General features: G+C 71.9%; 21 protein-coding genes and 2 pseudogenes. 17 read left to right on the top strand and 6 right to left on the bottom strand.

All coding sequences use genetic code 11. The features are described from left to right. Window positions 1-24 precede the first annotated feature (24 nt). From Aau02nite_RS13745 to Aau02nite_RS13735, 3 genes are read left to right on the top strand one after another with little or no spacing between them, the layout of a single operon-like run. On the top strand, window positions 25-3,033 hold the full coding sequence (locus Aau02nite_RS13745; RefSeq protein ID WP_212988796.1) for an FtsX-like permease family protein: 3,009 nt from the start codon (window positions 25-27) through the stop codon (window positions 3,031-3,033). Further along, window positions 3,030-6,059, top strand: a complete 3,030-nt coding sequence (locus Aau02nite_RS13740) for an FtsX-like permease family protein (protein WP_212988795.1) — start codon at window positions 3,030-3,032, stop codon at window positions 6,057-6,059. The genes Aau02nite_RS13745 and Aau02nite_RS13740 overlap by 4 nt, the downstream gene beginning before the upstream one ends. Further along, window positions 6,056-6,706 carry an ABC transporter ATP-binding protein gene (locus Aau02nite_RS13735; protein WP_212988794.1) on the top strand — a complete coding sequence of 217 codons (651 nt, stop codon included), beginning with the start codon at window positions 6,056-6,058 and terminating at the stop codon, window positions 6,704-6,706. The genes Aau02nite_RS13740 and Aau02nite_RS13735 overlap by 4 nt, the downstream gene beginning before the upstream one ends. 18 nt (window positions 6,707-6,724) lie before the next feature. Here Aau02nite_RS13735 and Aau02nite_RS13730 read toward each other — a convergent pair whose 3' ends face one another. Next, window positions 6,725-7,417 (bottom strand): TioE family transcriptional regulator, encoded by a 693-nt coding sequence (locus tag Aau02nite_RS13730; protein ID WP_212988793.1) that lies wholly within the window; start codon window positions 7,415-7,417, stop codon window positions 6,725-6,727. A 45-nt stretch (window positions 7,418-7,462) separates the two neighbouring features. Here Aau02nite_RS13730 and Aau02nite_RS13725 point away from each other — a divergent pair, with 45 nt between their 5' ends. Beyond that, window positions 7,463-8,647 (top strand): erythromycin esterase family protein, encoded by a 1,185-nt coding sequence (locus Aau02nite_RS13725; RefSeq protein ID WP_212988792.1) that lies wholly within the window; start codon window positions 7,463-7,465, stop codon window positions 8,645-8,647. A 35-nt stretch (window positions 8,648-8,682) separates the two neighbouring features. On the opposite strand, the gene nadE is transcribed toward Aau02nite_RS13725, so the two are convergent. Beyond that, on the bottom strand, window positions 8,683-9,531 hold the full coding sequence (gene nadE, locus Aau02nite_RS13720) for an NAD(+) synthase (RefSeq protein ID WP_212988791.1): 849 nt from the start codon (window positions 9,529-9,531) through the stop codon (window positions 8,683-8,685). A 91-nt stretch (window positions 9,532-9,622) separates the two neighbouring features. Between nadE and Aau02nite_RS13715 the strand changes: the two genes are divergently transcribed. Then, window positions 9,623-10,000 (top strand): VOC family protein, encoded by a 378-nt coding sequence (locus tag Aau02nite_RS13715; protein WP_212988790.1) that lies wholly within the window; start codon window positions 9,623-9,625, stop codon window positions 9,998-10,000. A gap of 247 nt (window positions 10,001-10,247) precedes the next feature. Continuing rightward, complete coding sequence (locus tag Aau02nite_RS13710; RefSeq protein ID WP_212988789.1) at window positions 10,248-11,027, top strand: hypothetical protein; 780 nt, start codon at window positions 10,248-10,250, stop codon at window positions 11,025-11,027. Between the two features lie 20 nt (window positions 11,028-11,047). Here the strand turns inward: Aau02nite_RS13710 and Aau02nite_RS13705 are convergent, their stop codons facing one another. After that, window positions 11,048-11,569, bottom strand: coding sequence for a DUF1963 domain-containing protein (locus tag Aau02nite_RS13705; protein WP_212988788.1), 522 nt, complete (start codon window positions 11,567-11,569; stop codon window positions 11,048-11,050). An 80-nt stretch (window positions 11,570-11,649) separates the two neighbouring features. Here Aau02nite_RS13705 and Aau02nite_RS13700 point away from each other — a divergent pair. From Aau02nite_RS13700 to Aau02nite_RS13680, 5 genes and pseudogenes are all read left to right on the top strand, one after another. After that, window positions 11,650-11,902, top strand: a pseudogene (locus Aau02nite_RS13700) (IS5/IS1182 family transposase); the annotation flags it as partial. A 522-nt stretch (window positions 11,903-12,424) separates the two neighbouring features. Then, window positions 12,425-13,573: an amidohydrolase family protein gene (locus tag Aau02nite_RS13695; protein WP_212988787.1), complete on the top strand. Its 1,149-nt coding sequence runs from the start codon at window positions 12,425-12,427 to the stop codon at window positions 13,571-13,573. Window positions 13,574-13,899: 326 nt separating this feature from the next. Beyond that, window positions 13,900-14,116, top strand: a pseudogene (locus Aau02nite_RS48060) (IS1380 family transposase); the annotation flags it as partial. Window positions 14,117-14,282: 166 nt separating this feature from the next. Beyond that, window positions 14,283-14,891: an HIT family protein gene (locus tag Aau02nite_RS13685; protein WP_212988786.1), complete on the top strand. Its 609-nt coding sequence runs from the start codon at window positions 14,283-14,285 to the stop codon at window positions 14,889-14,891. A 10-nt stretch (window positions 14,892-14,901) separates the two neighbouring features. Beyond that, window positions 14,902-15,363 (top strand): OsmC family protein, encoded by a 462-nt coding sequence (locus Aau02nite_RS13680; RefSeq protein WP_212988785.1) that lies wholly within the window; start codon window positions 14,902-14,904, stop codon window positions 15,361-15,363. Here the strand turns inward: Aau02nite_RS13680 and Aau02nite_RS13675 are convergent. After that, on the bottom strand, window positions 15,360-16,187 hold the full coding sequence (locus Aau02nite_RS13675; protein WP_212988784.1) for an ABC transporter ATP-binding protein: 828 nt from the start codon (window positions 16,185-16,187) through the stop codon (window positions 15,360-15,362). The two genes, Aau02nite_RS13680 and Aau02nite_RS13675, sit on opposite strands and share 4 nt — an antisense overlap. A 99-nt stretch (window positions 16,188-16,286) precedes the next feature. On the opposite strand from Aau02nite_RS13675, the gene Aau02nite_RS13670 reads away from it, so the two are divergent. The 3 genes from Aau02nite_RS13670 (at window position 16,287) to Aau02nite_RS13660 (ending at window position 18,551) form a co-directional block, all read left to right on the top strand. Then, window positions 16,287-17,225 (top strand): ribose-phosphate diphosphokinase, encoded by a 939-nt coding sequence (locus Aau02nite_RS13670; RefSeq protein WP_212988783.1) that lies wholly within the window; start codon window positions 16,287-16,289, stop codon window positions 17,223-17,225. 73 nt (window positions 17,226-17,298) lie between these two features. Beyond that, complete coding sequence (locus tag Aau02nite_RS13665; RefSeq protein ID WP_212988782.1) at window positions 17,299-18,231, top strand: glycoside hydrolase family 88 protein; 933 nt, start codon at window positions 17,299-17,301, stop codon at window positions 18,229-18,231. Next, complete coding sequence (locus Aau02nite_RS13660; RefSeq protein WP_212988781.1) at window positions 18,231-18,551, top strand: hypothetical protein; 321 nt, start codon at window positions 18,231-18,233, stop codon at window positions 18,549-18,551. The genes Aau02nite_RS13665 and Aau02nite_RS13660 overlap by 1 nt, the downstream gene beginning before the upstream one ends. On the opposite strand, the gene Aau02nite_RS13655 is transcribed toward Aau02nite_RS13660, so the two are convergent. Continuing rightward, window positions 18,536-20,635, bottom strand: coding sequence for a hybrid sensor histidine kinase/response regulator (locus Aau02nite_RS13655; protein WP_212988780.1), 2,100 nt, complete (start codon window positions 20,633-20,635; stop codon window positions 18,536-18,538). The genes Aau02nite_RS13660 and Aau02nite_RS13655 overlap by 16 nt on opposite strands. A gap of 342 nt (window positions 20,636-20,977) precedes the next feature. On the opposite strand from Aau02nite_RS13655, the gene Aau02nite_RS47330 reads away from it, so the two are divergent. From Aau02nite_RS47330 to tuf, 3 genes are all read left to right on the top strand, one after another. Further along, a complete protein-coding gene (locus Aau02nite_RS47330; protein ID WP_281420977.1) occupies window positions 20,978-22,846 on the top strand; it encodes a serine/threonine protein kinase in 1,869 nt (622 codons plus the stop codon). Window positions 22,847-22,865: 19 nt separating this feature from the next. Further along, the gene (locus tag Aau02nite_RS13645) at window positions 22,866-23,648 is read left to right on the top strand and encodes a L,D-transpeptidase family protein (protein WP_212988778.1); all 783 of its coding nucleotides are present in this window, start codon (window positions 22,866-22,868) and stop codon (window positions 23,646-23,648) included. A 250-nt stretch (window positions 23,649-23,898) separates the two neighbouring features. Continuing rightward, a complete protein-coding gene (gene tuf / locus Aau02nite_RS13640) occupies window positions 23,899-25,086 on the top strand; it encodes an elongation factor Tu (RefSeq protein ID WP_212988777.1) in 1,188 nt (395 codons plus the stop codon). A gap of 37 nt (window positions 25,087-25,123) precedes the next feature. On the opposite strand, the gene Aau02nite_RS13635 is transcribed toward tuf, so the two are convergent. Further along, on the bottom strand, window positions 25,124-25,510 hold the full coding sequence (locus tag Aau02nite_RS13635) for a PLD nuclease N-terminal domain-containing protein (RefSeq protein WP_212988776.1): 387 nt from the start codon (window positions 25,508-25,510) through the stop codon (window positions 25,124-25,126). Window positions 25,511-25,532 lie beyond the last annotated feature (22 nt).

Genomic DNA, 25,532 nt, shown 5'->3' with positions numbered 1-25,532 from the left:
GGATCTTCAACGGGGGAGGGCTCGATGCTCGCGCTGGTGCTCGGGGCGGTCCGCGCCCGTACCGCGCAGGTCCTGACCGTCGGCATCCTCACCGCCCTGATCGCCGCGGTCGCGGCCGCGGGCCCCTGGTATGCGATCGCCGCCTCCTCCCGCGCCGCCGACGGTGACGTCGCCGCGGCCCCCGCCGGGCAGCGCATGCTGTCGGTGCGGCAGACCGCCGAGACCGACGGCACACCGCAGCCCGCCCTCGACACGTTCCGGGCCTCCGTCGACCGGCTGCTGCCCATCCCCGGCCTGCGACCGGTGCTCGGCATGACCGTCGCGCTGACCGCCAACCGCGGGGACAGCAGCCCGACGATGTCGATCAGCTACCGCGACGACTTCTGCGCGCACGTCGTCCTCACCGGCCCGTGCCCGGCCGCCGCGGGTGAGGCGGCGATCAGCCAGGACACCGCCGAGCAGCTCGGCCTGGCCCCCGGCGACAAGCTGGTGCTGCGCGCGTCGCAGGACACCGCGCCGGTCACCCTGCGGATCGTCGCGCGCTACGTTCTGACCGATCCGGCCGGCGAGTACTGGAGCAACCGGCTGTTCCGGGCCAACGGCGGTCTGGAGCCGGCGTTCACCCCCGTCGAGACCTTCACGATCGACCAGCTCGCCGACCCCACCCTGACCTACGACGTGGGCGTGCCGCAGGAGCTGATCCGCGGCGACGACGGCTACGACCTGGCCGCGGCCATCCGCACGGCCGAGCCGGACTTCGACGCGGCCGGGCTGCGCCTGGTGAACCCCACCGCCGAGCTGCTGCGCACCATCGCGCGTGACCGGCAGACGATCCGGGAGGCCGTCGTCGTCGCGCTCTGCCAGGTGCTGGTGCTCGGGCTCTTCGCGATCGGCCTGGCCGGCCGTTACACCGGCCGTGAACGACGCGGCGACGCCGCGCTGCTGAAGCTGCGCGGCAGCACCCGCGGCGGCATGCTGTGGCTGGCGCTGGGCCAGCACGTGGTGCCGCTGCTGGCCGGTGCGCTGGTCGGTGCGCCACTGGGTTTCCTCACCGCGCGCCTGCTGGCCGGGCCGGTGCTCGGCAGCGCGGACCGGCTGCAGGCCCTCGGGCTCTCCGCCGCCGCGGTGGGCCTCGTCGTGGCCGGTGGCCTGCTGGTGCTGTTCGCGGTGGAGGCTGCCGTGCTGCGGCTTCCGGTCGGGCAGCTGCTGAGCCGGGTCTCGGCCGGCCGCCGCGACTGGCGGGCCGACGTCATCGATCTCGTGCTGATCGCCGTCGCGGTCGGGGCCGCGTACCAGGTGCGGGCCGGGCGCACCACCGGCGGCCTGGCGCTGGTCGCGCCCGCGCTGGTCGCCCTGGCGGTGGCGCTGCTGCTGGCCCGGCTGTTCGGCCGGGTGGCCGACCGCGGCGGCAGTGCCGCCCTGCGGGCCGGGCGGCTGCGACTCGGCCTGGTGGCCGCGCAGACCGCCCGCCGGCCGGGCGCCCACCGGGTTTTCGCCCTGGTCGCGGTGGCGGTCGCGATCTTCACCGGTACGGCGGGCAGCTGGTCGGCCGGCCGGGAGGCGCGCACCCAGCGCAGCGAGGTCGAACTGGGCGCCCCCCGCGCGCTCACCGTCCAGGCCACCAACCGCACCGCTCTGCAACACGCGGTCCGGGCCGCCGACCCGGGCGGCACCCACGCGATGGCCGTGGTGATCAACCGCAACAGCCTCCCGCCGGTCGTGGCCGTCGACAGCTCCCGGCTCGCCGCGATCGCCGCCTGGCGGCCGGAGTACGGCCCCCTCGGCACCCTGGGCGCCGCCGTACGCGCCACCCCGTTACCGCCCGCCGTCATGGTCACCGGCAACCGGCTGACCCTGCGGATGCGCAACGCCGACCGGGAGCCCGTCGTGGTCACGGCCGTTCTGCAGCACGAGGCGACCGGCGTGAGCCGCACAGTCGAGTTCGGACCGGTCCGGCCGGGCGAGCACCGGGTCCGTGCCGCGGTCAGCGGTTGCACCGCGGCGCCGGGATGCCGGCTGGTCCGCTGGCAGCTGTCCGCGCCGAGCGGCAGTGACGGCCGGCCCGGCTTGCCGTCGGCCGGCGCCGCGGTGACCATCCGTGGCCTTTCCCAGCAGGGGCCGTCCGCCGAGATCCTGGACGCCGCCGCGCTGGGCGACCCGCGGCGGTGGCGCCCCGACTTCACCGCCGCGGCCGTGGACGTCTTCGCGAACGCGGGCACCCTGACCATGCGGTCCGACCGTAACGAGAGCGGCTCCCCGCCCGGCAACCGCGTGTTCGCGGTGGACGCGGCGCTGCCGCTACCGGTCGTGATGGCCGGGCCGCAGCCGCCGAACTGGCAGTTCAGCGACGCGGTCGTCTACGCGTTCGGCGGCTCGGCGGTGCGGGTCCGGGTCGCCGGGACGGCGCCGGTGCTCCCGGTGGTCGGCGGGGCCGGGATCATCGTGGACCTGGACACCGTCCGCCGGATCTCGGCCGAGTCCGATGTCGACGGCACGTACCAGGTCTGGCTGGCCGCGGACGCCCCGCCGTCGGTGCTCGACGCGCTGCGGGCCGGCGGGCTGACCGTGCTCGACGACACCGCCGTGGCCGAGCAGGCCGCCCGGCTCGAGGACCAGGGCACCGCGGTCGGCGCGACCTTCGCCATGCTCGCGGCGGCGGTCGGCCTGCTGCTCGCCGCGGCCGCCGTCGCGGTGGCCGCGGCCGTCGAGCGCGGCCCGCAACGCGACCAGCTGTCGGCGCTGCGGCTGCAGGGCCTGCCGCTGCGCGCAGCCGTCACCATCGGGTACGCGGGCAGCGCCGCCCTGATGGCCGCGAGTCTGCTGGCCGGTCTGCTGGCAGCGGCGGTGGCACGCCCCGCCGTGGGTGTCACCGTCCGCCCGTTCACCGACGACTGGACGCTGATCCCGCCGCCGGGTGCGCTCAGCCCCGGCGCCCTGGCCGCGGCCGGGCTGATCGCGCTGCTCACGCTCGGCGTGACCAGCTGGCTCGCCGTCCGCCCGCTGGTTCGTGAGCTGCACGGGAGCGGCCGATGATCGCCCTGGTTCTGGCGATGGTGTGGAGCCGGCGGGGCCAGGCCGTCACCCTGGCGCTGCTCGCCCTGGTCAGCGTGGCCGCCGCGGTCGCCGCGCCGGCGTACGTGCAGGCCGCCGACCGGGCCGTCGCCGCCGGGCAGGTCGACACCGCCCTGCCCCGGGAACGCAGTTTGGTGGTCAGCAAGATCGAGGATGCCCGGAACGCCGAGGGCGACGCTCTCAGCTTCACCAACGTGGGCCCGGCGCTGATCGCCTTCCCCGGCTTCACCAACGTCTTCGCGGCCGAGTATCCGACCCTGGGCATCGAGCCGGACACGAAACTGCGGACGCGGTTCGTCTACCGGCAGGACGTCTGCGCCCACCTGAGCATGGTGGCCGGGCGGTGCCTCATCGGCGAGGGTGAGGTGGTCATCGGCGAGCAGACCGCCAAGCGGCGGTCGCTGGCGCCCGGCGACGCGCTCGAGCTGACCTACGCCGAGTTCAGCCCGGATCCCCGTACCCCGGTCTTCGAGCCGAAGGGGCTGCCCAAGCGGCTGACGGTGGTGGGCACGTACCGGGTGCCGGACCCCGCGGAGGTGTACTGGGGGACGCACGGCTACTTCGCCGCCGATCCCGGACCGCGCCCCGGCGAACCGGTGTTCGCCGACTACGCCAGCTTGTCCACGATGGACCACGGGCAGACGTCGCTCTCCATCGACAGCGCCGCCCAGCCGGGCGCGCTGGACGTCGACAAGCTCGCCGGGGTCCAGGCCGCGCTCGACGGCCTGAAGAACATGATCATCAAGATCGGGGCGCCGATCCGCACCGAGACCGGCATCCCGGACCTGCTCGCCCGGATCGAGGCCGGGCGGGCGGCGGCCCGGGTGATCGTCCCGGTCATCGCCGTGCCGCTGGTCCTGCTCTCCTGTTTCGTCATCTTCCTGGCGGTCGGCTACGGCACCGAGGGCCGCCGCCCCGAACTGGCCGTCGTGGCCCTGCGCGGGGCGCGCTGGTGGGAACGCTGGTGGCTGGCCACCGGTGAGAGCCTGCTCGCCATCCTGCTCGGCGCGCTGCTCGGTTGCCTGGCCGGGCAACTGCTGGTGAACGCCATCGCGGCCGTCCGGTTCCCCGGCGTCGGGGTCGCGCCGGCCTGGTCCTCGCTGCAGTACGCCCCGCTGGCCGCGCTGGCCGCGGTGCTGGCCGCCCTGCTGGCCCAGCGCCGGCAGTTGCTCAGCCCCGTCTCGGCGTTGCTGCGCCGGCTGCCCGTCGGCGGCCGCCGGCCACCGGTCCTGGACCTGACCGTGGCCCTGCTGGCGATCATCACCGGGGTCCAGCTCAACCTCTCCGGCGACCCCACCGGGGCCGGCCTGTTCGCGCCGGCCCTGATCGTCTTCGCCTTCGCCCTGCTGGCCGGCCGGGCCCTGCTGCCCGTCGTCACCCGCTTCGCGGTCCGCGCGCTGCGCCGGGGCCGGCTCGGCGTGGCCCTGGCCGGCCTGCAGCTGTCCCGCCGTTCCGGCGCCCGGAGCCTGTTCGCGATGCTGGTCGCCGCCGTGGCCGTCGCCGGATACGCGGCCTGCGCCGCGGACGTGGGTGCCCGCGACCGTGTCGTGGAGGCCGGCCTGGGCACCGGCGCCGACCGGGTGCTGACCGTCGAGCCCGGCACCCCGCAGGAGCTCCTCACCGCGGTGCGGGCGGTCGACCCGGAAGGCACGTTCGCGATGGCCGTCGCCCGCACCCCGGGTAACGGTGTGGGCGAACAGCCGGGGCTGGCCGTGGACAGCACGCGGCTGGCCACTGTGGCCACCTGGGCCGGAGGTCCGGACGCCGCCGAGGTCGCCCGGGCGTTGCGGCCCGCCGCCCCCGAGCCGATCGTCATCGCCGGCCAGGACCTCACCGTCAACGCCACCGCCACCGGGCTCGAGGACAGTCCGCCGCTGCGGATGACGGTCACGGTCAGCTCGGTCACCGGGCTGGGCTCGGCCACCGTCGCGTTCGGCCAGCTGCAGGAGGGCCCCTACACGTACGGGCAGAGGGTCCCGGTGTGCCGGCAGGGCTGCCGGGTCGACGGCATCCAGATCACCGTGATCGGCGGGACCAACGCTGTGCGCTGCCGGCTGATCCTGACCGGGCTGGGCAGCATCAACCCGGTCCGGCCGGCGCTGCCGGTCGCCGGGCTCGCCGACCCGGCCCGCTGGCGGATGCCCCGGTTCGGCACCCTCACGGCCGTCCCCGCCGGTCTGCAGGTCGACGTCGACGCGCCGGGCGGACTGCCGGACGGGGCCTGGCTCCAGCCGGCGGACACGCCGTCGCCGCTGCCGGTGGCCAGTGCCGGGCGGCGCACCGGCGACTCGATCACCGGCCTGGACGGGCAGCCGGCGCCGGTCACCCGGGTGGCCGATCTACCGGCCGTGCCCCGGCTCGGGCTGCGCGCCAACCTGTCCGACCTGGAATACCAGGACCGCTACGCCACCGCCGCGACCACCACCACGCTGCCCGAGGTCTGGCTGTCCGCGGCGGCGCCGGCCGACACCCTCGACCGGCTGGCGGCGCAGGGCCTGGTCATCCTGGGCGACACCCGGGCCACCGAGGTACGCGCCCAGCTCGACCACCAGGGGCCCGCGCTGGCGCTGTGGTTCTACGTGCTCGCCGGGTGCCTGGCGACGGTGCTGGGGGCCGGGGCGCTGATCCTGGCGGCGGCCGTGGACCGGGCGCGGCGGGTCCAGGACCTGTCCGCGTTGCGCGCCCAGGGACTGAGTGGCCGGACGGCGGGGCAGGCGACGCTGTGGACGTACCCGATCCTCGCGGTCATCGCCGTGCTCGCCGGCCTGGGCATCGCCCTGGCCGGCTGGGGACTCACCGGCTGGACCCTGCCGCTGGCCGGGCTCCGGCCGGCGCCGCTGCCGTTCCCCGGCTGGCCCCGGCCGCTGGTCCTGGCCGCAGCCGGGCTGGCGATGCTGATCGTGCTGGCCGGGGCGGCCCTGCTGACCGGGCGGGACCTGCGGGGCCGGGTGCGGGCCGCCGGCGTGAACGAGGGGGAGGGCCGATGAGGACGCTCACAGTGGAGGCGGCGCAGGTCGCGTACGGCGACGGGGTGCCGGTGCTGCGCGAGGTCAGCGTGACGGTGCGCCCAGGCGAGATGCTGGCGGTGACCGGCCCGTCCGGGGCGGGCAAGACCACGCTGCTGGCGGCGATGGCGGGCCTGCTGCCGCCGGCCGCGGGCCGGGTCCTGGTCGACGGCGGCGAGCTGACGGACCGGGATCAGGGCGTGGCGCTCGGCGTGGTGCTGATCCCGCAGGAGAACGGCCTGGCGGCCATCCTCACCGCGGCCGAGAACATCGCGGTCGCCATGATCGCGACCGGTGGCACCCCCGCCGACGCCCGGCGCGGCACCGCGGAGTCCCTGGAACGGGTCGGCCTGGCCGGCCAGGCGGACCAGCTCGTCGACGAGCTCTCCGGGGGCCAGCAGCAGCGCGCGGCCATCGCCCGTGGACTGGCGCTGCGCGGCGACGTGCTGCTGGCCGACGAGGTGACCAGCGAGCTGGACGCGGCGAACCGGCAGAAGGTGATCGAGCTGCTGCGCGCGGAGGCACAGCGGGGCGCCGCGGTCGTCTTCGCCACCCACGACCCGGAGGCCGCCGCGGCCTGCGACCACGAGCTGCACCTGGCCGACGGCGAGGCGACCCTGCTGCGCTGAGCCGGCCCGCCGGGTGACTCAGTCGTTGAGGGTTTTCAGGTACGTGTCGAGGGCGGCCGCACCCGACAGCATGGCTCTGCCCCGGGCCGTCAGCCGGGCGCGCCACTCCCGCAACGTCGCTCGCAGGGGCTCGGATCCGCCCGCCGTCCGCACCTGGTCCAGCACCTGGGCGATCCGATCCAGCCCGTGCCCGCCGCGGCGCAGCTGATGGGCCAGCAGCACGTCGCGTACGTCGGCGGAGGTGTAGACGCGGTAGCCGGTGCGGGGATCGCGCCGGGGCGTGATCAGGCCGGCCCGCTGCCACTTGCGTAACGTGGCCGGCTTGATGCCGAGCCGGCGCGCGAGCGGCCCGATGAACGTCGCGCCCGGCGCCGGTGCCGCGGGTGGTGTCAGCTCGCCCAGCGCCAGGTCCACGGCCTCCAGCGTGCGCCGGTCCTCGGCCAGCTGCGCGTGGCTGCCGTCGATGAGGCGCAACGCCTCCTCGACCGCGCCGCCGTTCACCGCCCGCATGATTGCGGTGGCTGTCGCGTGGCCGTACCCGGGAATCAGAGCGAGGAAGGTCCGCAACGCCGCGGCATGGCGCGGGGCGTAGCCGCGGTAGCCCGACGGCGAGCGCTCGGCCGGCGGAAGGATGCCCGCTGCCTCGTAGTTGCGCACCGCCTGCGTGGACAGGCCGTGCTCCCGGGCCAGGTCGACGGGTCGCAGCCGCATTCCGGCGGAGTTTACACAGAAGGTTCAACGATACTGTTGAGGGGCATGACGACCTCTATCCGGGACGCCGCTCAGCCGTTCAGCGGCGGTGCCCTCAGCTCGCTCCTGCCTCCCGGCCTCCGCCTGCTCGGCCTCGGTGAGCCCACCCACGGTGTCGAAGCGTTCCCCGAGCTGCGCAACGAGATCTTCCGCCACCTCGTGGAGCATGAGGGCTACCGCTCGATCACGCTGGAGAGCGACTGTCTGGCCGGCCTGGCCGCCGACGCGTACGTCACCGACGGCATCGGGACTCTCGATACGGCGCTGAGTCAGGGCTTCAGCCACGGCTTCGGTGCCTCACCGGCCAATCGCGAGCTCCTGCGCTGGATGCGCGCCTACAACGAGCAGCGCCCCCGGCCCGAGCGGCTGCGCTTCTCCGGCTTCGACGGCCCCCTGGAGGTCATGGGTCCGGCCGGCCCCGGCCCCGCGCTGACCGCGCTGCACGACTACCTCGCCGGGCATCTCGACCTTCCCTGGAGCCGCGAGCAGCTCGACCAGCTGCTCGGCCCCGACGAGCGCTGGACCGATCCGGCCGCCACGATGGATCCCGCCCGGTCCGTCGGCCGCAGCCCCGAGGCCAAGGAGCTGCGCCTGCTTGCCGACGACCTGCGGGTGCTGCTCAGCACGCATGCTCCCGACCTGACCGCCGCCACGTCCACCGACGACTGGTGGCGAGCCGACCTGTACGCCCGCACCGCGACCGGCCTGCTGCGCTACCACGCCGGCATGGCCGACCCCGCGCCCACCCGCGTCAACACGCTCATGGGCCTCCGCGACGCGATCATGGCGGACAACCTGGCGGCCATCGTCAGCCGGGAGCGCCGGCGCGGACCCACGCTGGCCTTCGCCGGTAACCGCCACCTGCAGCGCGACCGGAGTCACCTGCAGTTCGCCGGCCTGCCGCTGCAATGGTGGAGCGCCGGGGCGATCGCCGGCACCCGCCTCCCCGGCGAGTACGCCTTCGTCGCCACCACCTTCGGCACCCGCGGCTCCGACGTCCCGCCGCCCGACACCCTCGAAGGCGTGCTGTCAACGCTGCCGTACGCCCGCGCCGTCATCGACCCCGGACGCCTGGCCGGGATCGCCGACCAGCTGAAACCCCGCATCCCGGCCGACCACACGTACCTTGCCCTCGATCCGGCCACCACCGGCCGGCTCGACGCCGTCGTCTTCGTCGCGACCATCGGATGACGGACCCATGGTGCGGGGATCGACCGGTGGACTGATCAGGCGGTCGGGCGCCACCAGTCGTCGAGGGGCGTCACCGGCAGGGCGCGCTTGTGCCGGGTCGCCTGGTGGATCGACTCGATCCTCGCCGCCACCTCGGGGGCGACGTCGACGCCCTCCAGGTAGTCGTCGATCTGGTGGTAGCTCAGGCCCAGCGCCTCCTCGTCGGGCAGCGCCGGCCGGTCGTCCTCGAGGTCCGCGGTCGGCACCTTCTCCCAGACGCTCGCGGGCGCGCCGAGCTCCCGCAGCAGGGCGGCGCCCTGGCGCTTGGTCAGGCCGGTCAGCGGGGTGATGTCGACGCCGCCGTCGCCGTACTTGGTGAAGAAACCGGTCACCGCCTCCGCGGCGTGGTCGGTGCCCACGACGAGCATGTTCAGCTGCCCGGCGATCGCGTACTGGATCACCATGCGTTCGCGCGCCTTGATGTTGCCCCGGACGAAATCCCGCAGCTGCGGCTCACCGCCCAGCAGCTCCCGCAGGCCGAGCGCCGCCTCGGCGGCGACAGCCTCGGCGCCGGGCCGGACGTTCACCGTGATCGACCGGTCGGGCCGGATGAACTCGAGCGCGATCAGCGCGTCGTGCTCGTCGGCCTGCACACCGTGCGGCAGCCGCACCGCGACGAAGGTGGCCGACCGACCCTCAGCCCGCAGCTCCTCGGCGGCGAGCTGGCACAACCGGCCGGCCAGCGTGCTGTCCTGGCCGCCGCTGATCCCCAGCACGAAGCCCTCGCCGGGGGTCGAACGCAGATAGTCCTTGAGGAAGCCGACACGCTGCCGGATCTCCGCGCCGGGCTCGATCACCGGTTGGACGCCGAGCTCGGCGAGGATGCGCTGCCGTAGGTTCGCCATGCCCGCACTGTACTGAACCGAAGATCGGGATGAGCCGGTTGCCCGGCCGCTGCGGTCAGAAAGTGACCGCAATAGTTGGCAGGATGACCGCATGACAGCGACGTGGAAGATCGAGCTCATTCCCGTACCGGTGACCGACGTCGACCGGGCCAAGGAGTTCTACCAGCGAATCGGCTTCAACGCCGACCATGACCACCGGGTGCACGAGGGTCTGCGGTTCGTGCAGCTCACGCCGCCCGGCTCGGCCTGCTCCATCGTGCTCGGCGACGGCATCACCGGGATGACCCCGGGGACGCAGGAGATCCAGGTCGTGGTGGCCGATGCCGGGGCCGCCCGCCGGCAGTTGCTGGAGGCCGGTGTCGAGGCCAGTGACATCGATGTGCAGCCGTGGGGGACCTTCGTGCACTTCCCGGACCCGGATGGGAACAGGTGGTCGTTGCAGGCCATCGAGTCCCGGCCGAATGGCTGATTCGTCGGGTCGGGTGTTCTTCTGCGGTTGGACGGTGGAGGGCCGGGGGTGACCAAGACGGCTGGTGGAGCGTTTTCATGCCGTTCTTGGTCACCCCCCCGGCCCTCCACCTTGCATGGTGGCCTGTTGCGGCAGGGTTTTGGTTCTTCGCTGCTGGGTGGCTCTCTTCGTGAGCGGTCCCCTTGCGGGGGTGGTCTCGCGGACGTACCTCGCCGGTTGCGGTCGGTGGGCTGGGTAGCTTGTGGTCGTGGGTGTTGAGGCGTACGTGTATTGCCGGTGTTGGCAGGACGGTGTTGCGGCTCCGGCGCCGGCTGGGCCGATCGGGTTCGACGAGGAGGGCCGGCTCGGTCTTCTGACGCCTTGGGATCGCAGTGTCGCGGACGAGTACGCCACCGTTGCGGACTGGCTTCGGCATGGGTGCTCGCACAAGGACATGGAGTTCGCTGAGGAGCCGTTGGGTTCCTGGGCCGGTGTGCGGTATTTCCAGCAGGCGTTGCGGGAGGCGGGCGAGTCGCACTTTCCCACGTTGCTCAGGTATCTGCCGGAGACCAACGACGGGTGCATTCCGGCGGCGGAGGTGGCCTTCGTGCTGGCCGAGCTGGATCATTTCGAGAAGCGGGCGCGGTTGCCGGATGAGGTTGTCCTGGTCGACGAGGCGACCGGAGAGGCGATGTACGGCTACATCGAGGCTTATCACGGCGTGTTCATCTGGGGTCGCTACAACGTGGGTGTCGATCCGGATGGGTTCTTTGTGGTCGACATGCGGGTGGATCCGGCGGTCACGCTGTTTCGGGCCAGCCGGTTCGACCAGCGGGTGTTGTCCGGGGGTGAGCTGGAGTTCAGCGGTGATGGGCGGACAGTGCGGTTGGAGCTGCCGCCGATCGGCGGACAGTCGCCGGTGCCGCCGCAGCGACTGGCCGTGCGGACTGCAACGCGGCCGGCGGCGGACTTCGCCCGCATGGTGGCGACTCTGCGGCGGCTGTGTGCCGCGTCGCTGGCGACGGGGAATCCGGTGAACTGGGTCTGACGGCGTCGCGGGTTCGCGGGTCAGCGCTGCCAGAGGAATGCCGCGGTGTTGCATTGCCGGCATCGGTAGCCGTAGGCGCATCCTCCGCCGCCGAAGTTGGCCGCTGTCCGGTGGTTGTGGCCCTCCTCGAGCCGGATCGCGCAGGTCTCGTCCAGCAGCGTGATGCCCTCATCGGGCGGGGTGGCAATTTCTCCGGCGTCCGGTCCGAACCCGAACGCGCGATGCGCTCCGCTGGTGGGGTCCCATTCGTCGCACAGGCCGGGGTCGTTCTGGCACATGAAAATGGACAGCAGGCCGGCGGCGCCGGCTTCGACGTCGGCCAGGCTGATCTGCGCCAGGAACTGCATGGGACCGGCGCAGACGCGGCACCGGGGCCAGACGAACCCCGGCGGCGTAAGCGGGACGCCGCCTGTTCGAGTTCCCGGCGCGTCCTCCGCGGCCGGACCGGCGTAGGTCCTGAGCTTCACCACGTCGGCAGGACACGGGTATCGCGTAGTGATAGATCCTGAGGAATCTGTGTCGTACCAGCCTCCGTCTTTCATTGAGGCGTGAGGGTCGGCCGGGGTTCTGGTCGCGGCGGGTTTGGCGGTGGTTCCTGTTGTCAGGTCACGGGTTCGGGTAGCACTCCGCCGCCCACCGGGCCATCGACCCCCTCGGCCCGCTACTCGCACTCGCGCCAGTACGCCGCCGGCCCAAGGACCAGGTCGCGATCGTCGACGGCACCCTGATCCCGACCCGTGACCACCAGCTCGCCGCGCAGAGCAAGAACCATCGGTATTCGGCGACCTCCAGTCGCCATCAACGCCAACACCCGTCTGGTCATCGCCCTGGGCGACCCGCAACCGGGCAACCGCAACGACACGATCGTCTACCGCGTCAGGCATCGCCATCTGCACAACATCGCTCTGGCCGACCGACGCCGCCCACCCGTTTGCCCGGCAACGCCCGCACCGAGTTACGAGTCATCACTGAGGAGATCGTGTCAGGAGCTTTCTAACGGTCGTCTCAGATTCGCTTGGTACGAAGTCGGCGTCAGATGAGCGAGGCAACCCGCGTGTAGGAGGTACTGATGGTTGTCAATGTAACGATGTCAGGGAAAGCGCCGCCCGGGCGGTTGAGATTCGGGGTGGACGCCATGGCTCTGGTGGCGGCGTTCCCTCTCGCCGCCCGCAGGTCGCACGCCGACAACAGTGCGGGGCCCGGCGCGGCTGGCCCGCACCGCGCGCACGCGGGCGAGTCGTCAGCTCCACCACAGCCACCGCGCGCCGGCGAGCGTTCCTCGCGGTGCCGCCGGTCGGCGCTGCCGCGCCTGGTAACGACGAAGGGTCGAACGAAGCATCTCGCAGACGGATGCCGTACGGATACCACACCACACAAAAACCGGAAGAGAGACTGACATGAAGTCCATGGGACGCCGCAGCTTTCTAGCCGCTGCCACGGCACTTGGCGCTGGTGCCGGCTTGTCCACGTATGCCGCGGTTTCGGCAGCGGACGGGAACAAGACTCCGGACACGACTCCGGACACGACTTCGGACATTGCATTGCGAGACCGGGACCTGCCCTTCATCGGCACGGAGGAGACCTTTACGACTCCCACGTTGTTGAAACTGAACTCCATCAACAAGGATCACATAGCGTTCCTTGAGGAAATTGGTCTTTCGGATCTAGGCGAACGCCGCATCGGCGATATGGACGCGGGGGGACTCAACGTTCAAATCCTCTCTGCTCATACACCGTCCGTACAGAATGTCCCTGGGAAAAGGGGCATCGACCTTGCCTATGGTCTTAACCGGCAACTTGTAGAAGGGCCAATCGCCAAATATCCGGGCCGCTTCAAGGCTTTCGCCACGTTGCCCTTGCAGAGCCCGGAGGCGGCGGCGGACGAACTGGAACGCTCGGTTAAGGAAGATGGCTTCCTGGGCGCACTGACCAACGGACACATCGCGAAGAAGTATCTCGATCATCCCGATTTCGAGCCTGTGCTGGCACGTGCCCAGGCTCTCGATGTGCCGATCTACCTGCATCCCGGCTATCCGGCTGACGAGGTCTTCAAGATCTACTACAGCACCACACGGTCTGAATACACGGAAGAGTTCCAAGACTACATTTTCAGTGGGTCTGGATATGGCTGGCACCAGGAGGTGCTGACCCAGTGCATTCGGATGATCGCGTACGGGGTCTTCGACAGATTCCCCAAACTGAAAATCATCATCGGCCACATGGGCGAAGGTCTTCCCTTCTACTACAAGCGGATCATCGAAGACATGGGCGAGCCGACCGAAAACTCGCTCGAGAAGCCCTTCGGGCAATACTTCCAGGACAACTTCTGGATCACAACCAGCGCATTCCCCCAGACCGAACTGCTCGATCTCCTGCTGGGGTACATAAGCGTGGATCGGGTGATGTTCGCAACCGACTACCCGTTCGCGGACATAAAGGCGCAGACCGACTGGTTCCGCGGAGTCGATCTGCCACGCGAAGACAAGGAGAAGATCGCGTTCCGAAATGCAGAGAAACTGTTCCGAATGAAAGTGCCCGTGAAGTGACGCGCCAGCGTCGGCCGGAGTGAAAGAATGCTTTGCTGTAAGGCCAGAGTACGGCCGAATTATGCGATGCGCGGCTGCCCATGACGCGGTCTCATGCGGGCTCTTCTAAGATTGAACGGGGTTCGCGGCTGGAGGCGACCCGAATGTGAAGGGCTCGCAGCCCATCGGTGATTATCTGAGTGCCTGAATCGGATGGTCACAAGTGGACCTTTTTCAACGTGGCGAGGCCGTGTCCGGGACTGATCGACGGCCCGGCCCCGCCGCGCCCGTCTGCTCACCGATCTGGCTGACAAGACCGGGTTGACCAGCGGCTTCGTCGACACCGCGCGGCCTTGGCCCGACTGCGGGCGGCGCGCGCCGTCGCCCGGGGAACTGGCCTGGGCGCAGGTCCTCGAGACCCGGCGCTCGCTGCCCGCCACCATGGTGCCCGGCCAGGCGTTGCCCGGGTTCGTGCCGGACATCGACGCGACAATCGTGGCGGCGCATTCGGAGAAGGAATCGGCGGCGGCGACCTGGAAACACACCTTCGGCTATCACCCGCTGACAACAGGAACCACCGCCCACCCACGACCAGGAACCAGGAACCAACCCGGCCCGCGGCCGGGCGGCACCGCCTGCCCGAACCCCCAGCGTCAACGCCAAACCCGCCGCGACCAGACCCCCGGCCGACCCTCACGCCTCATGAAAGACGGAGGCTAGGGTTTGCGGCATGGCCCTGTCTCCGGATGAGTTCTTCGACCATGCCGTGAGTGTTGCTGATGCGGAGCGGCGGCTTCCGCTGGCGCGGATGACCGGGTGGGACGTCAGCCCGTTCGAGCAGGACGGGTTGCGGGTCGCGCCGTTGCGTCCGCCGGTGCTGCCCGAGCCGGCGCGGCACGGTGAGGATCCCTCGGATTGCCGCAGCTGCCGGGACCGGGACGACGGGATCTGGTTCAACGATCGGTGGCGGCTGGCCCGGGTCCCGGGGGTCGGTGTGCCGCTGGTGCTGATGCTGTATCCGCGTGACCACTACGACCTGGCCGACCTGCCCGACGAGCTGGCCGCCGAGCTCGGCCTGCTGACCACCCGCATCGTCCGTCATGTGCAGGCGCTGGCGCACATCTCGCGGGCCCACGTCTACCGCATCGGCGACGGCGGCGCCCACCTGCACGTCTGGTTCTTCGCCCGGCCGGAGGGGCAGGCCCAGCTCTACGGCTCGTGGCTGGTCGTCTGGGACGACCTGCTGCCGGAGTATCCGGGCGAGATCGCCGACGCGGATGCCGCCGTCGTGGCGGACGCCCTGGTCGCCTCGCACGGGGGCCGCCGCTCGCCCCGCTAGCTTGGAGTGCATGGAGAAGTTGGGGCACACCGCCCGGCTGGCGTGGGACGGCTCGACCGGGGAGGGCTACCGCTTCTACTCGCGTGCCCACAGCGCCGCGGCAGCGGAGGCGTCGCTGCGGCTCAGCGCCGATCCGCACTTCCGCGGTGACGCCGCCCTGCTCAATCCCGAGCAGCTGGTCGTCATGGCGGCCAGTTCCTGCCAGCTGCTGTCCTTCCTGTCGCTGGCCGCGCGGCGGCACCTGGACGTGGTCCGCTACACCGACGATGCGGTCGGGCACCTCAGTGAGGATCTCCGCCGGGCCCGGATCGAGCTGATCGAGCTGGCCCCGGTGATCGAGGTCGCCCCCGGCACCGACGAGGCGCTGGTGCTCGCGCTGGTCGAGCAGGCCCACCACGAGTGCTACATCGCCAACTCGCTGAACTCCACGATCACCATCACCGCGACCGTGCGGACCGTCCCGGCGGGCTAGCCCCCGGGGACCAACGTGACCGTGCCGTTCTCGTGGTCGACCGTGAAGAGCGTGCCCGGCGGGTAGTTGCCCAGGACATCCGGGGGCAGCTGGACCGTGCCGTCCCCGGCGACCACGGCGAAGTCCTGGCCGTCGCGGCCCTCCGCGCCGACCCGGCCGTCACGGATCGTCACCGCCCGGCCCAGTCTCGCGCCGACCTCGTTGTCGTGGGTGACCACGACGATGGTCGTCTGCCGTTCGGCGTTGACCGTTTCCATCGCCGCCAGGACCTCGTTGCGGCCGGCCGTGTCCAGGCGGCTGGTCGGCTCGTCCACCAGCAGCAGGCCCGGGCCCGCCGCGATACCGACCGCCAGGGCGGCCCGCTGGCGGGCCCCCGGGGTCAGCTCGGCGATCCGCGCCCGGCCCTGGCCGGGCAGCCCGACCAGGTCGAGGATGCGGTCCGGGTCGTCGAGCTCGATGCCGCGGGTGTGCGCGGCGCGCCGCTGGGCCAGCCAGATGTTGCGGTGCAGCGACGCGTACGGCAGCAGATTGCGCGCCGCCCCCTGCAGGACCACCCCGATCTCGGTCCCGCGCAGCCGGGAGACCTCGCCGTCGGAGAGCTTGCCCATGTCGTACGTGCCGATGTTGATCCGCCCGGCCGACGGGCGCATCAGCCCCGCGAGCAGGGCGATCAACGTCGACTTGCCCGATCCCGACGGCCCGACCAGGGCCAGGGTCTCACCGGGGGCGATGGAAAGGTCGACGCCCGCCAGCGCCACCACGTCGCCGGCCTCGGCCCGGTAGATGTGCACCACCCGGCGGCAGGCCACGGCAAGTCCGTTCATGGGCTCACGCTAGCGAAGATCCGCCCGTCGGAGGTACCCACGCGCGCGCCGAGCAGGTCGCTCCGTGGTGTCGGGGCCGCAGCGCCTAGGGTGGTGCCCGTGCGTGACATCGCGGTTTTCACCGGGAGTGCCCACCCGGAGCTGGCAGCCGAGATCTGTGATCACCTGGGCGTGCCGCTGCTACCCACCAAGACCTCACGGTTCGCCAACGACTGCATCGAGGTGCAACTGCAGGGCAACTGCCGGGAACGGGACGTCTTCCTCATCCAACCCCTCGTGCCGCCCGTCCAGGAGAACCTGGTCGAGCTGCTGTTCATGCTCGACGCCGCCCGCGGGGCCTCCGCCGGGCGGATCACCGTGGTGCTGCCGCACTACGCGTACGCCCGCAGCGACAAGAAGGACGCGCCGCGCATCTCCATCGGCGGCCGGCTCGTCGCGGACCTCCTGCAGACCGCCGGCGCGCACCGCATCCTCGCCATGACTTTGCACTCTCCGCAGGTCCACGGCTTCTTCAGCGTCCCGGTGGACCACCTGCACGCGCTGCGCGAGCTGGCCCACCACTTCCGGGGCTACGACCTGAGCAACACCGTCGTGGTCTCCCCGGACCTCGGCAACGCCAAGGAGGCGGCGGCCTTCGCCCGGCTGCTCGGCATCGAGGTCGCGGCCGGCGCCAAGCAGCGCTTCGCGGACGACAAGGTGGTGATCAGCTCGGTGATCGGCGAGGTGGCCGACCGGGACGTGATCGTCCTGGACGACGAGATCGCCAAGGGCAGCACCGTCTTCGAGCTGCTGGCCCGACTGCGCGAACGCAACGTCCGCAGCGTGCGGGTGGCCTGCACACACGGGTTGTTCTCCGCGGACGCGGTGGCCCGGCTGTCGGCCGAGAAGGACATCGAGGAGATCGTCTGCACCAACACGGTGCCGATCCCCAAGGACGACCACACCGACAAGCTGACCGTACTCTCCGTGGCCCCCGCGCTGGCCGAGGCGATGCGCCGGATCCACAACGGCGAGTCGGTCAGCGCCCTGTTCGCATGAGCGAGCTTGCGAGCGAATCATCAACTCTGCGCCCGACGAATGTCATCCCCGGAGCGCCAGCGGAGGGGATGGCATGAGCCGCTCCGATGCGGTGCTCACGGCTCTGCTGGCCGTGCAGCGGCAGTCCTGGGAGCAAGGGGTCGCCGCGCAGGCCGCCCTGGACCTGGGGCGGGACGATCTCGCGCTGCTGCTGGCCGAGGCGGCGGTGACCCGGCAGGCGGCGGACGGGCGGCTCGCTGACGTGGACGAGCCCGGGGTGGTCAACGGGGCTGCCTGCGGGGAGGCCGTGCTGGCCGCTCACCGCCGTACCGGGAACGAGGTCTTCGCGACCGCGGCCCGGCGCCAGCTCGCCTGGCTGGCCGACGACGCGCCCCGGGCCGATGACGGCACGCTGTTCCACATGCTCGGCGCCCGCGAGATGTGGGCCGACACGGTCTACATGGTGCTGCCTTTCCTGGCGCTCTCCGGCCGGGCCGACCTGGCCGTGGCCCAGCTGGAGGGGCATCGGCAGCGGCTGTGCCGCGACGGGCTGTACGCGGCGATCTGGTCGGAGGAGACCGGCTCGCTGCGCCGCGCCGACCACTGGGGCGGCGGCAACGGCTGGGTGGTCGCGGGCATCGCGCGCACTCTGCGACTGGTGCCGGAGCTGCCGCGGCGCGCCGAGCTGGCCGCGCACGCCCGGGAGGTGCTGGACGCCTGCCTGGCCCTGCGCCGGCCGGACGGCCTGTTCCACGACGTGCTGGACGACCCGGCGACGTTCCGGGAGACCAACGCGGCGCAGATGTTCGCCTACGCGGCGGCGGTGGGCGCGGCCGACGGCTGGCTGCCGGACAGCTACGCGGCGATCGGCCGGGATCTGCTGGCCGCGGCCACCCGCGAGGTCGACCCGTACGGCGTCGTCCGCGGCGCGTGCGGCTCGCCCTCCTTCGACCGGCCCGGCTGGTCCGCCGAGGCCCAGGCGTTCCACCTGCTGGCGGCGTGTGCGGTCGGCCCGGGGGAGAGCTGATGCGCGGCGCGGGTCTGCTGCTGCTCGGCGCCGGATCCGGCCTGATCGCCGGGTTCCTGGCCAGCGAGCGATGGAACTCGCCCGCCTGGGTGTGGCTCGGGCTGGGCCTCGTCGTGCTCGCCTCGGTCCTGCTCGGACTCCGCCGCGGTGACGCCCGCGCTGCGACGGCGACGACGCCGGCGGCCGGGCTGGGCGGACGGGTCGAGAGCATCCTCCAGCTCGCCGAACAGCAGGCAGCGGACCACATCCGCTCGGCCGAGGAGGAGGCCGAGCGGATCATTGCGGAGGCGCGGCGGCGCTCCGGTCAGCCCCCGGGCTGAGGGACGGCCGGGGTGGCCGCCTGCGGGACCGGCTGCGGTCCGCAGAGCGAGCGGATGGCCCCCAGCAGCGTCGAACGGGTGAACGGCTTCTCCACCAGCATGCTGTTCGCGTCCAGGTGCAGCTGCGGGCCGAGCGAGGCCGCGGTGTAGCCGGACATGTAGAGCACCGGCAGGTCCGGGTGGTGCGTCCGCAGCGCCGCGGCCAGCTCCGGCCCGGTCATCGCCGGCATCACCACGTCGGTGATCAGCAGGTCCGGCTGAGCGCCCGCGGCGACCTGGGTGACCGCCGTCAGCGCGTCGGTGGCCACGGTGATCTCGTAGCCGGCCGGGGCGATCAGCCGCTGGACGAGCTGGGCCACCTCGGGCTGGTCCTCCACGATCAGCACCCGGCCGATCACCGACGGCGTGCTCTGCCGGTCCACCGCCGGGGTGGTTCGCTCCTCGGCCGCGGGCAGGTAGAGGTGGACGGTGGTGCCCATCCGCGGCTGCGACTCCAGCGAGATGTGCCCGCCGATGCCCTGGACCACGCCCGCGGCGGTGGCCAGGCCGAGCCCGGCCGCGGTGGGCCGGGTGGTGAAGAACGGCTCCAGCGCCCGCCGGCGGGTCTCGTCCGACATGCCCGTACCGGTGTCCTGGATGACCATGTGCACCAGCCGGCCGTTCGGCGCGCCCTCGGCGAGCTGCCCCGGCGCGATCACCTCGTTGGTCGCCGCCACCCGCAGCATGCCGCCGTGCAGCATCGCGTCGCGGGCATTTGCGGCCAGGTTGACCAGCGCCTGCTCCAGCGGGCCGCGTTCGGCCCGGACCGGCCAGACGTCCGGCCCGAACGCGAGATCGAGTCCGATGCGCTCGCCCAGGGTCCGGCTGAACAGGCTCTGCACGTCGGTGAGCAGGTCCGGGATCGGGATGACCTCCGGCCGGTTGCCCTCGGTGCGCCCGAACGCCAGCAGCTGGTGGGTCAGCGTCCGCCCGGTGCTGACCGCGTCCATGATGTCCTTGGCCATCTGGTGCTGCGGCGAGCCCTCGGCGGTGGTCGTCGCGATCATGTCGGCGGAGCCCTGCACGACCGTCATGAGGTTGTTGAAGTCGTGCGAGATGCCGCCGATCAGCTGGCTCATGCTGTCCAGCCGGCGCAGGTGGTCGAGCTGGCGCTTGAGCCCTTTGGCGTCGATGTGGTCGGTGGTGTCGGTGATCATGCAGAGCACGCCGAGGTGCTGGCCGTGCTCGTCGGTCAGCGGCATCATGCTCATCCGCACGCTGCGCTGCGAGCCGTCGGCGCGCATCAGCCGGGCGCCGCCGACCGTGGAGCGCCCGGCCCGGCACTCGGCCAGCCGGCGCATCAGCTCGGCCTGGCCGCGCTCGTCCAGGAAGCCGCGCAGCGACACCCCGACGAGCTGGGCCCGGGGCAGGCCGAGGACCACGCCGATGGGCTCGTTGGCGTACGTGGCCACGCCGTCGGCGTCCAGCTGCAGCACGCCCTCGGGGATGGTCTCCAGCACCCGGCGGTAGCGTTCCTCGCTGGCCCGCAGCCGTTCCATGGCCCGGGCCGACGACAGCGCCAGGGACAGCTCGCCGGCGATGTCGCGGGCCAGCTCGACCTCGGCCTCGGAGTAGGTGGAGCCCGGGGTGGCCCGCACCAGCACCAGGTAGCCGGCGTACGTGTTGTCCACGATCACCGGGCACAGCACGGCCGAGTGCACGGCCGGCGGATGGCCGCCCGGGTCCACGTACGCCTGGTGCCGGGGCTGGGGCAGCTCGGTGACCGGTTCGGTGCCCTCCCCGGCCAGCACCACGGGCCGGCGGCTGGCGGCCAGCCCCGTGGAGAAGTCGTCGTCGGGTAGTTCCCCCTGCCGGTCGAGCAGCCGGGCGTACGGCGCGTTCAGCTCGTCGTCGGGATGGTGGAACGTGATCGCGTCGTACCGGCCGTCGTCGCCCAGCAACAGGATCCCGGCGCCGTCGCCGAGCATGTCAGCGGCGGCCTGGGCCGCGGTGACGCGCACTGTCGCCGCATCCTGGGATGCGCGGCTGAGCGCCAGGGCCAGATCGGCCAGCGCGTATCGGAGGGGATAAGCCATGACACCCATGTCGTTCACTATCTGCAATAGCGCCGGGCATCGTGGGCGTTTCCCGGCAATGCAACCGTCCGGCCGAGGGTGATCCCACCCGTCACAGGCGTCCGGCGGGTCGTGTCGTGTCCCATCCACGACGTTTTCGCTGTTCAGGGGCTATCAACCGGCAGGAACGACGCGGTGCCGCGAGGGTGACGGGCGAACCCGCACCTCTACCTTGGGTGCGAACTCCGACGCATGCATTTGCCTTTTGATCCGGACAAACACCATCATTCCGCTCGATCGGTGAGGCCGGCGACGGCCTTGGTGCAGCGAAGGTTGGCAGAGCACCGCAGCGGCGGAAGGACACGACCACAGGTGGATCAGGATCCCACGGGCAGCGGCGTACGCCCGGATCGCGACGGCGCGTCGACCCTTGATCTCAGCGGGCGGTGTGTCGGCAGTTCGTACATCCTCGTCCGGCCCATCGGGCAGGGCGCGACGGGCACGGTCTGGCGCGGCGTCGACCGTGCCTCCGGCGAGCCGGTCGCCGTGAAGCTGCTGCACGAGAGCCTGCTGCGGCAGCCCAAGCTGGTCACCCGCTTCGTGCAGGAGCGGACGATCCTGCTCATGCTGCGGCACCGCAACGTGGTACGGGTCCGGGACCTGTTCAGTGTCGGCGAGTCGCTCGGCCTGGTCATGGACCTGGTCTCCGGCGGCAGCCTGCGCGAATACCTGCGCGAGCACCACACGCTCGGGCCGGGCGAGGCGGCCCGCCTCGCCGCGCAGGTGGCGGCGGCCCTGGCCGAGGCCCACGAGCTCGGGATCATCCATCGCGACCTCAAACCGGACAACATCCTGCTGCATCGTACGGACGGCGAGCTCGACACCCGCCTCACCGACTTCGGCATCGCCCGGGTCCTCAACACCCCGAGCCTGACCACGACCCACGCCGTCGTCGGCACCCCGCACTACATGGCGCCCGAGGCGTTCCACAGCGCCACGGTCAGCCCGGCGGCCGACATCTACGCCCTGGGCGTGCTGCTCTACGAGATGGTGTGCGGGCGGCCGCCGTACGACAGCGACACCGTCCACGACCTGATGCGGCTGCACCTGGAGGGCAACCCCGAGCGGCTGCCGGGCGTCCCCGATCCGCTGTGGGAGATCATCACCGCCTGCCTGGAGCAGAAGCCGCGGTTGCGCCCGACCGCCGGCGAGCTGATCGCGGACCTGAGCGCGGTGGCCCGCGCGGCGGGGGATGCACCCGCGCTGCCGCGGCCGGAGCGGTCCGCCGACGAGCCCGCGTCGTCCCCATCCGCCCGCGTCGCCGACGAGCTCGCTTCGTCGCGATCGGTTCGTGCCGCGGATGAGCTTGCGTTGTCGCGGTCGGTCCGGTCCGGCGATGAGCCTGCGTCGTCCCGGCCCTCCCGCGCCGGGGACGAGCTGAAGGTTGCGGAGAAGCCGCGCGGCCGCGACCCGGAGGTGCCGAAGCCGGTGCACCCGTCGCTGACCGGCGTGCGGCTGCCCGTGCCGCGCCGCCGCAACCAGCCGGCGAGCTGGCGCTGGGGCCGGCCCTGGGCGACCATCGCCGTGATCTCGGCCGCGATGCTGGCCTCCGGCGTGGCCACCACGGCGTGGCACCTCGTCCGCACCCCCGGCGAGCAGTCCGGGGCTGCCGCGGCCCAGCCGATGCTGCCGGCGGCGCGGCCCTCGGGCCCGGTCGCCGCGTCCCGGTCGGCCCCGGCCGTGCGGACCACCGAACCCCGCAAGCCCGCCGCCGAGCGGCGTCGTCCCGCCGGCTCCGCGGTCGCCGCGCAGGCCCTGGCGCCGGTACGGCCGGCCGGCAGCCGCAAGAGCAGCCCGAAGCCCCGGGTCAAGGAGGCCCAGCCGTACGGCCCGTACGCCTGTGAGCGGGAGTTCGGCATGGCCGGGTTCACCCCGCTGGTGGTCAGCCCCTGCCACTCGCTGGGCAGCCGGGTACGGATCCAGGCCAAGCTGACCGCCCCCACGCCGGGCGACGGCCGGATCGCGGTCGCCCTGCAGGACCTCAGCACCGGCCGTACGGTCGGCACCCCGAAGGTCTGCTCGGGCCTGACCTTCACCAAGGCCCAGCCGACCCGGCTCTGCGGGCCGCTGACCGTCGACCCGCCCAAGGGCCGCCGCTACCAGGTGATCATGTCCTGGACCTTCGGCCACAGCCGGTACGGCGGAGCAAAAGTCGCCAGGGGCAGCGCCTTCGACTGGTGAGCGGTATCGTCCGTCAACTATGCGCAGGTTGCTCGCGGCCGGGATCGTGCTCGGTGCTGTCCTGGGCGGTCTCGGCGTGGTGCGGGCGATGTCCGCCGATGCCGCGGCGCTCCCGCCGTACCACCCGACCAGGCTGGCCAAGGTCGCCGACTCGCGCCAGGTCATCGTGGTGGTCGGCAAGTCGCGCAGCTCCTCGTACGCGACCGTGTACACGTACCAGCTGGGTGCCGACGGCAAGACCTGGTCGGCGAAGTTCCCGGCGATCGCGGCGCGGGTCGGCTACGCCGGCTGGGCCTGGGCGGGTCAGCGGATCCAGGACTCCGGCACCACGCCGATGGGCACGTTCCGCATCACCGAGACCTTCGGCCTGAAGAACGGTCCCAGCACCAAGATGCCCTGGACGCGCGCCGACGCGAACGACTACTGGGTGGGCGACAACAGGGATCCCAAGACGTACAACATGTTCCAGCCCTCGGCCGCGGCCAAGCGCACCTGGCGCACCGGCGAGGCGGAACGGCTGGCCGCGTACCCCGGGCAGTACGAGTTCGCCGCCGTCATCGACTACAACCGTCCGGCGCCCGCCACGATCAGCTGGGACGCCGCCCACGGCCAGTACGTCACCCGCAAGCCGGCCAACGTCAAGCGCGGCTCGGCCATCTTCCTGCACGTCAACGGGGCCGGCTCGACCGCCGGCTGCGTCTCGCTGAGCCGGGCCAACGTGATCAAGGTGCTCCAGTGGCTCGATCCGGCCAAGCTGCCGCGCATCGTGATGGCTCCGACGGCCGAGCTCGGCAAGGTGTGAAATAAGGTCGCCCGGTCCGGCGTTACCGCCTACCGTGATCCGCATGTTCATCGCGCCCGGTCTGCAGCTGCCCGCGGGGTTCTCCCCGCTGGCGGCTCCCGCGTGCGATACGCGAATCTGACCCTTCCCCAAGCCGCAGCAGAACCCGGGGAAGGGTAGCTGCGCGGTTCTGGCGCGCGTCCCTGGGCAAGGCTCGCGTTCCACCCTCCGACCCGACCGTTTCTCGCATCCAGTGAGGACAAGTACAACCATGGCCAAGAGCCAGTTCGTCCGGACCAAGCCACACCTGAACATCGGCACGATGGGTCACGTCGACCACGGCAAGACGACCCTGACCGCCGCCATCACGAAGGTCCTCGCCGACCGCGACCCGGCCGCCAACCGGTTCGTCGCCTTCGAGGGCATCGACAAGGCGCCGGAGGAGGCGCTGCGCGGCATCACCATCAACATCTCCCACGTCGAGTACGAGACCGCGGCCCGGCACTACGCCCACGTCGACATGCCGGGGCACGCCGACTACGTGAAGAACATGATCACGGGGGCGGCGCAGGTGGACGGCGCGATCCTCGTCGTCTCGGCCCAGGACGGCGCCATGCCGCAGACCCGCGAGCACGTGCTGCTGGCCCAGCGGGTCGGGGTGCCGTACCTGGTCGTGGCGCTCAACAAGAGCGACGCGGTGGAGGACGAGGAGCTGCTCGACCTGGTCGAGCTGGAGGTGCGTGAGCTGCTCGGCGAGTACGGCTTCCCCGGCGACGAGGTCCCGGTGGTGCGCGTGAGCGCGCTCAAGGCCCTCGAGGGCGACCCGCGGTGGACGCAGTCCATCGTGGACCTGCTCGACGCCGTGGACGCCTACGTGCCGGTGCCCGCGCGGGAGCTGGGGGAGCCGTTCCTGATGCCGATCGAGAACGTGCTCACCATCAGCGGCCGCGGCACCGTGGTCACCGGCAAGATCGAGCGCGGCACGCTGCGCGTCGGCGACCCGGTCGAGGTGGTCGGTCTCGGCGACACCATCAGCACGGTCGCGACCGGGCTCGAGACGTTCGGCAAGTCGTTGCCGACCGCGGAGGCCGGTGACAACGCGGCGATCCTGCTCCGCGGGATCAAGCGCGACCAGGTGCAGCGCGGCCAGGTCGTGGCGCTGCCGGGCAGCGTCAAGCCGCACAAGACCTTCAAGGCGACCATGTACGCGCTGACGAAGGAGGAGGGTGGCCGGCACACGCCGTTCGTGGCGAACTACCGCCCGCAGTTCTTCTTCCGTACCACGGACGTGTCCGGCGCGATCGACCTCGGTGACCTGCCGATGGTCATGCCGGGTGACACGGTGGACCTGACGGTGCACCTGGGCAAGGAGGTGGCGATGGACGTCGGTCTCGGCTTCGCGGTCCGCGAGGGCGGCCACACCGTCGCCGCGGGCACGGTCAAGGAACTGCTGGACTGATCGCCGAACGGGGCCACCTGCGGGTGGCCCCGTTCTGTCATTGCCCGGGATCCTGCTTGCGGAGCTCCTCCTCGCGGCGGCGCAGGTCGGCCTCCCAGCGCTGGAGCAGGCCCTTGTCCTCACCCAGGCTCTTGAGGAACTCCGGGTCGTCGTCCGGCGCGAGCGGGGCGGCGGACCGTTCCCTCTCGGGGAAGCCGCTGCCCGGCCGCCAGGTGGTGCCGTTGCTGAGCCGCACCGGGCGGGCCGGGCGGCCGGCGACGAACCAGGCGATCGCGCCGATCGGCGAGAACAACAGGATGATGAAGACCCAGGCGATCCGCGGCAGCGCCCGGATCTCGGATTCCTCGGCGGACAGGCAGCTGATCAGCGCGATGACGAGCAGCGCCAGGTCGATCAGCACGAACAGCGAATAGAGCCGGATCATGGCCGCAGATCCTCCCAGAGCA

The sequence above is a fragment of the Actinoplanes auranticolor genome (assembly GCF_018332655.1).
Taxonomy (GTDB): Bacteria; Actinomycetota; Actinomycetes; order Mycobacteriales; family Micromonosporaceae; genus Actinoplanes; species Actinoplanes auranticolor.
Note: the sequence above shows the minus strand (reverse complement) of the source record. Positions and strands in the feature narration are given on the sequence as shown.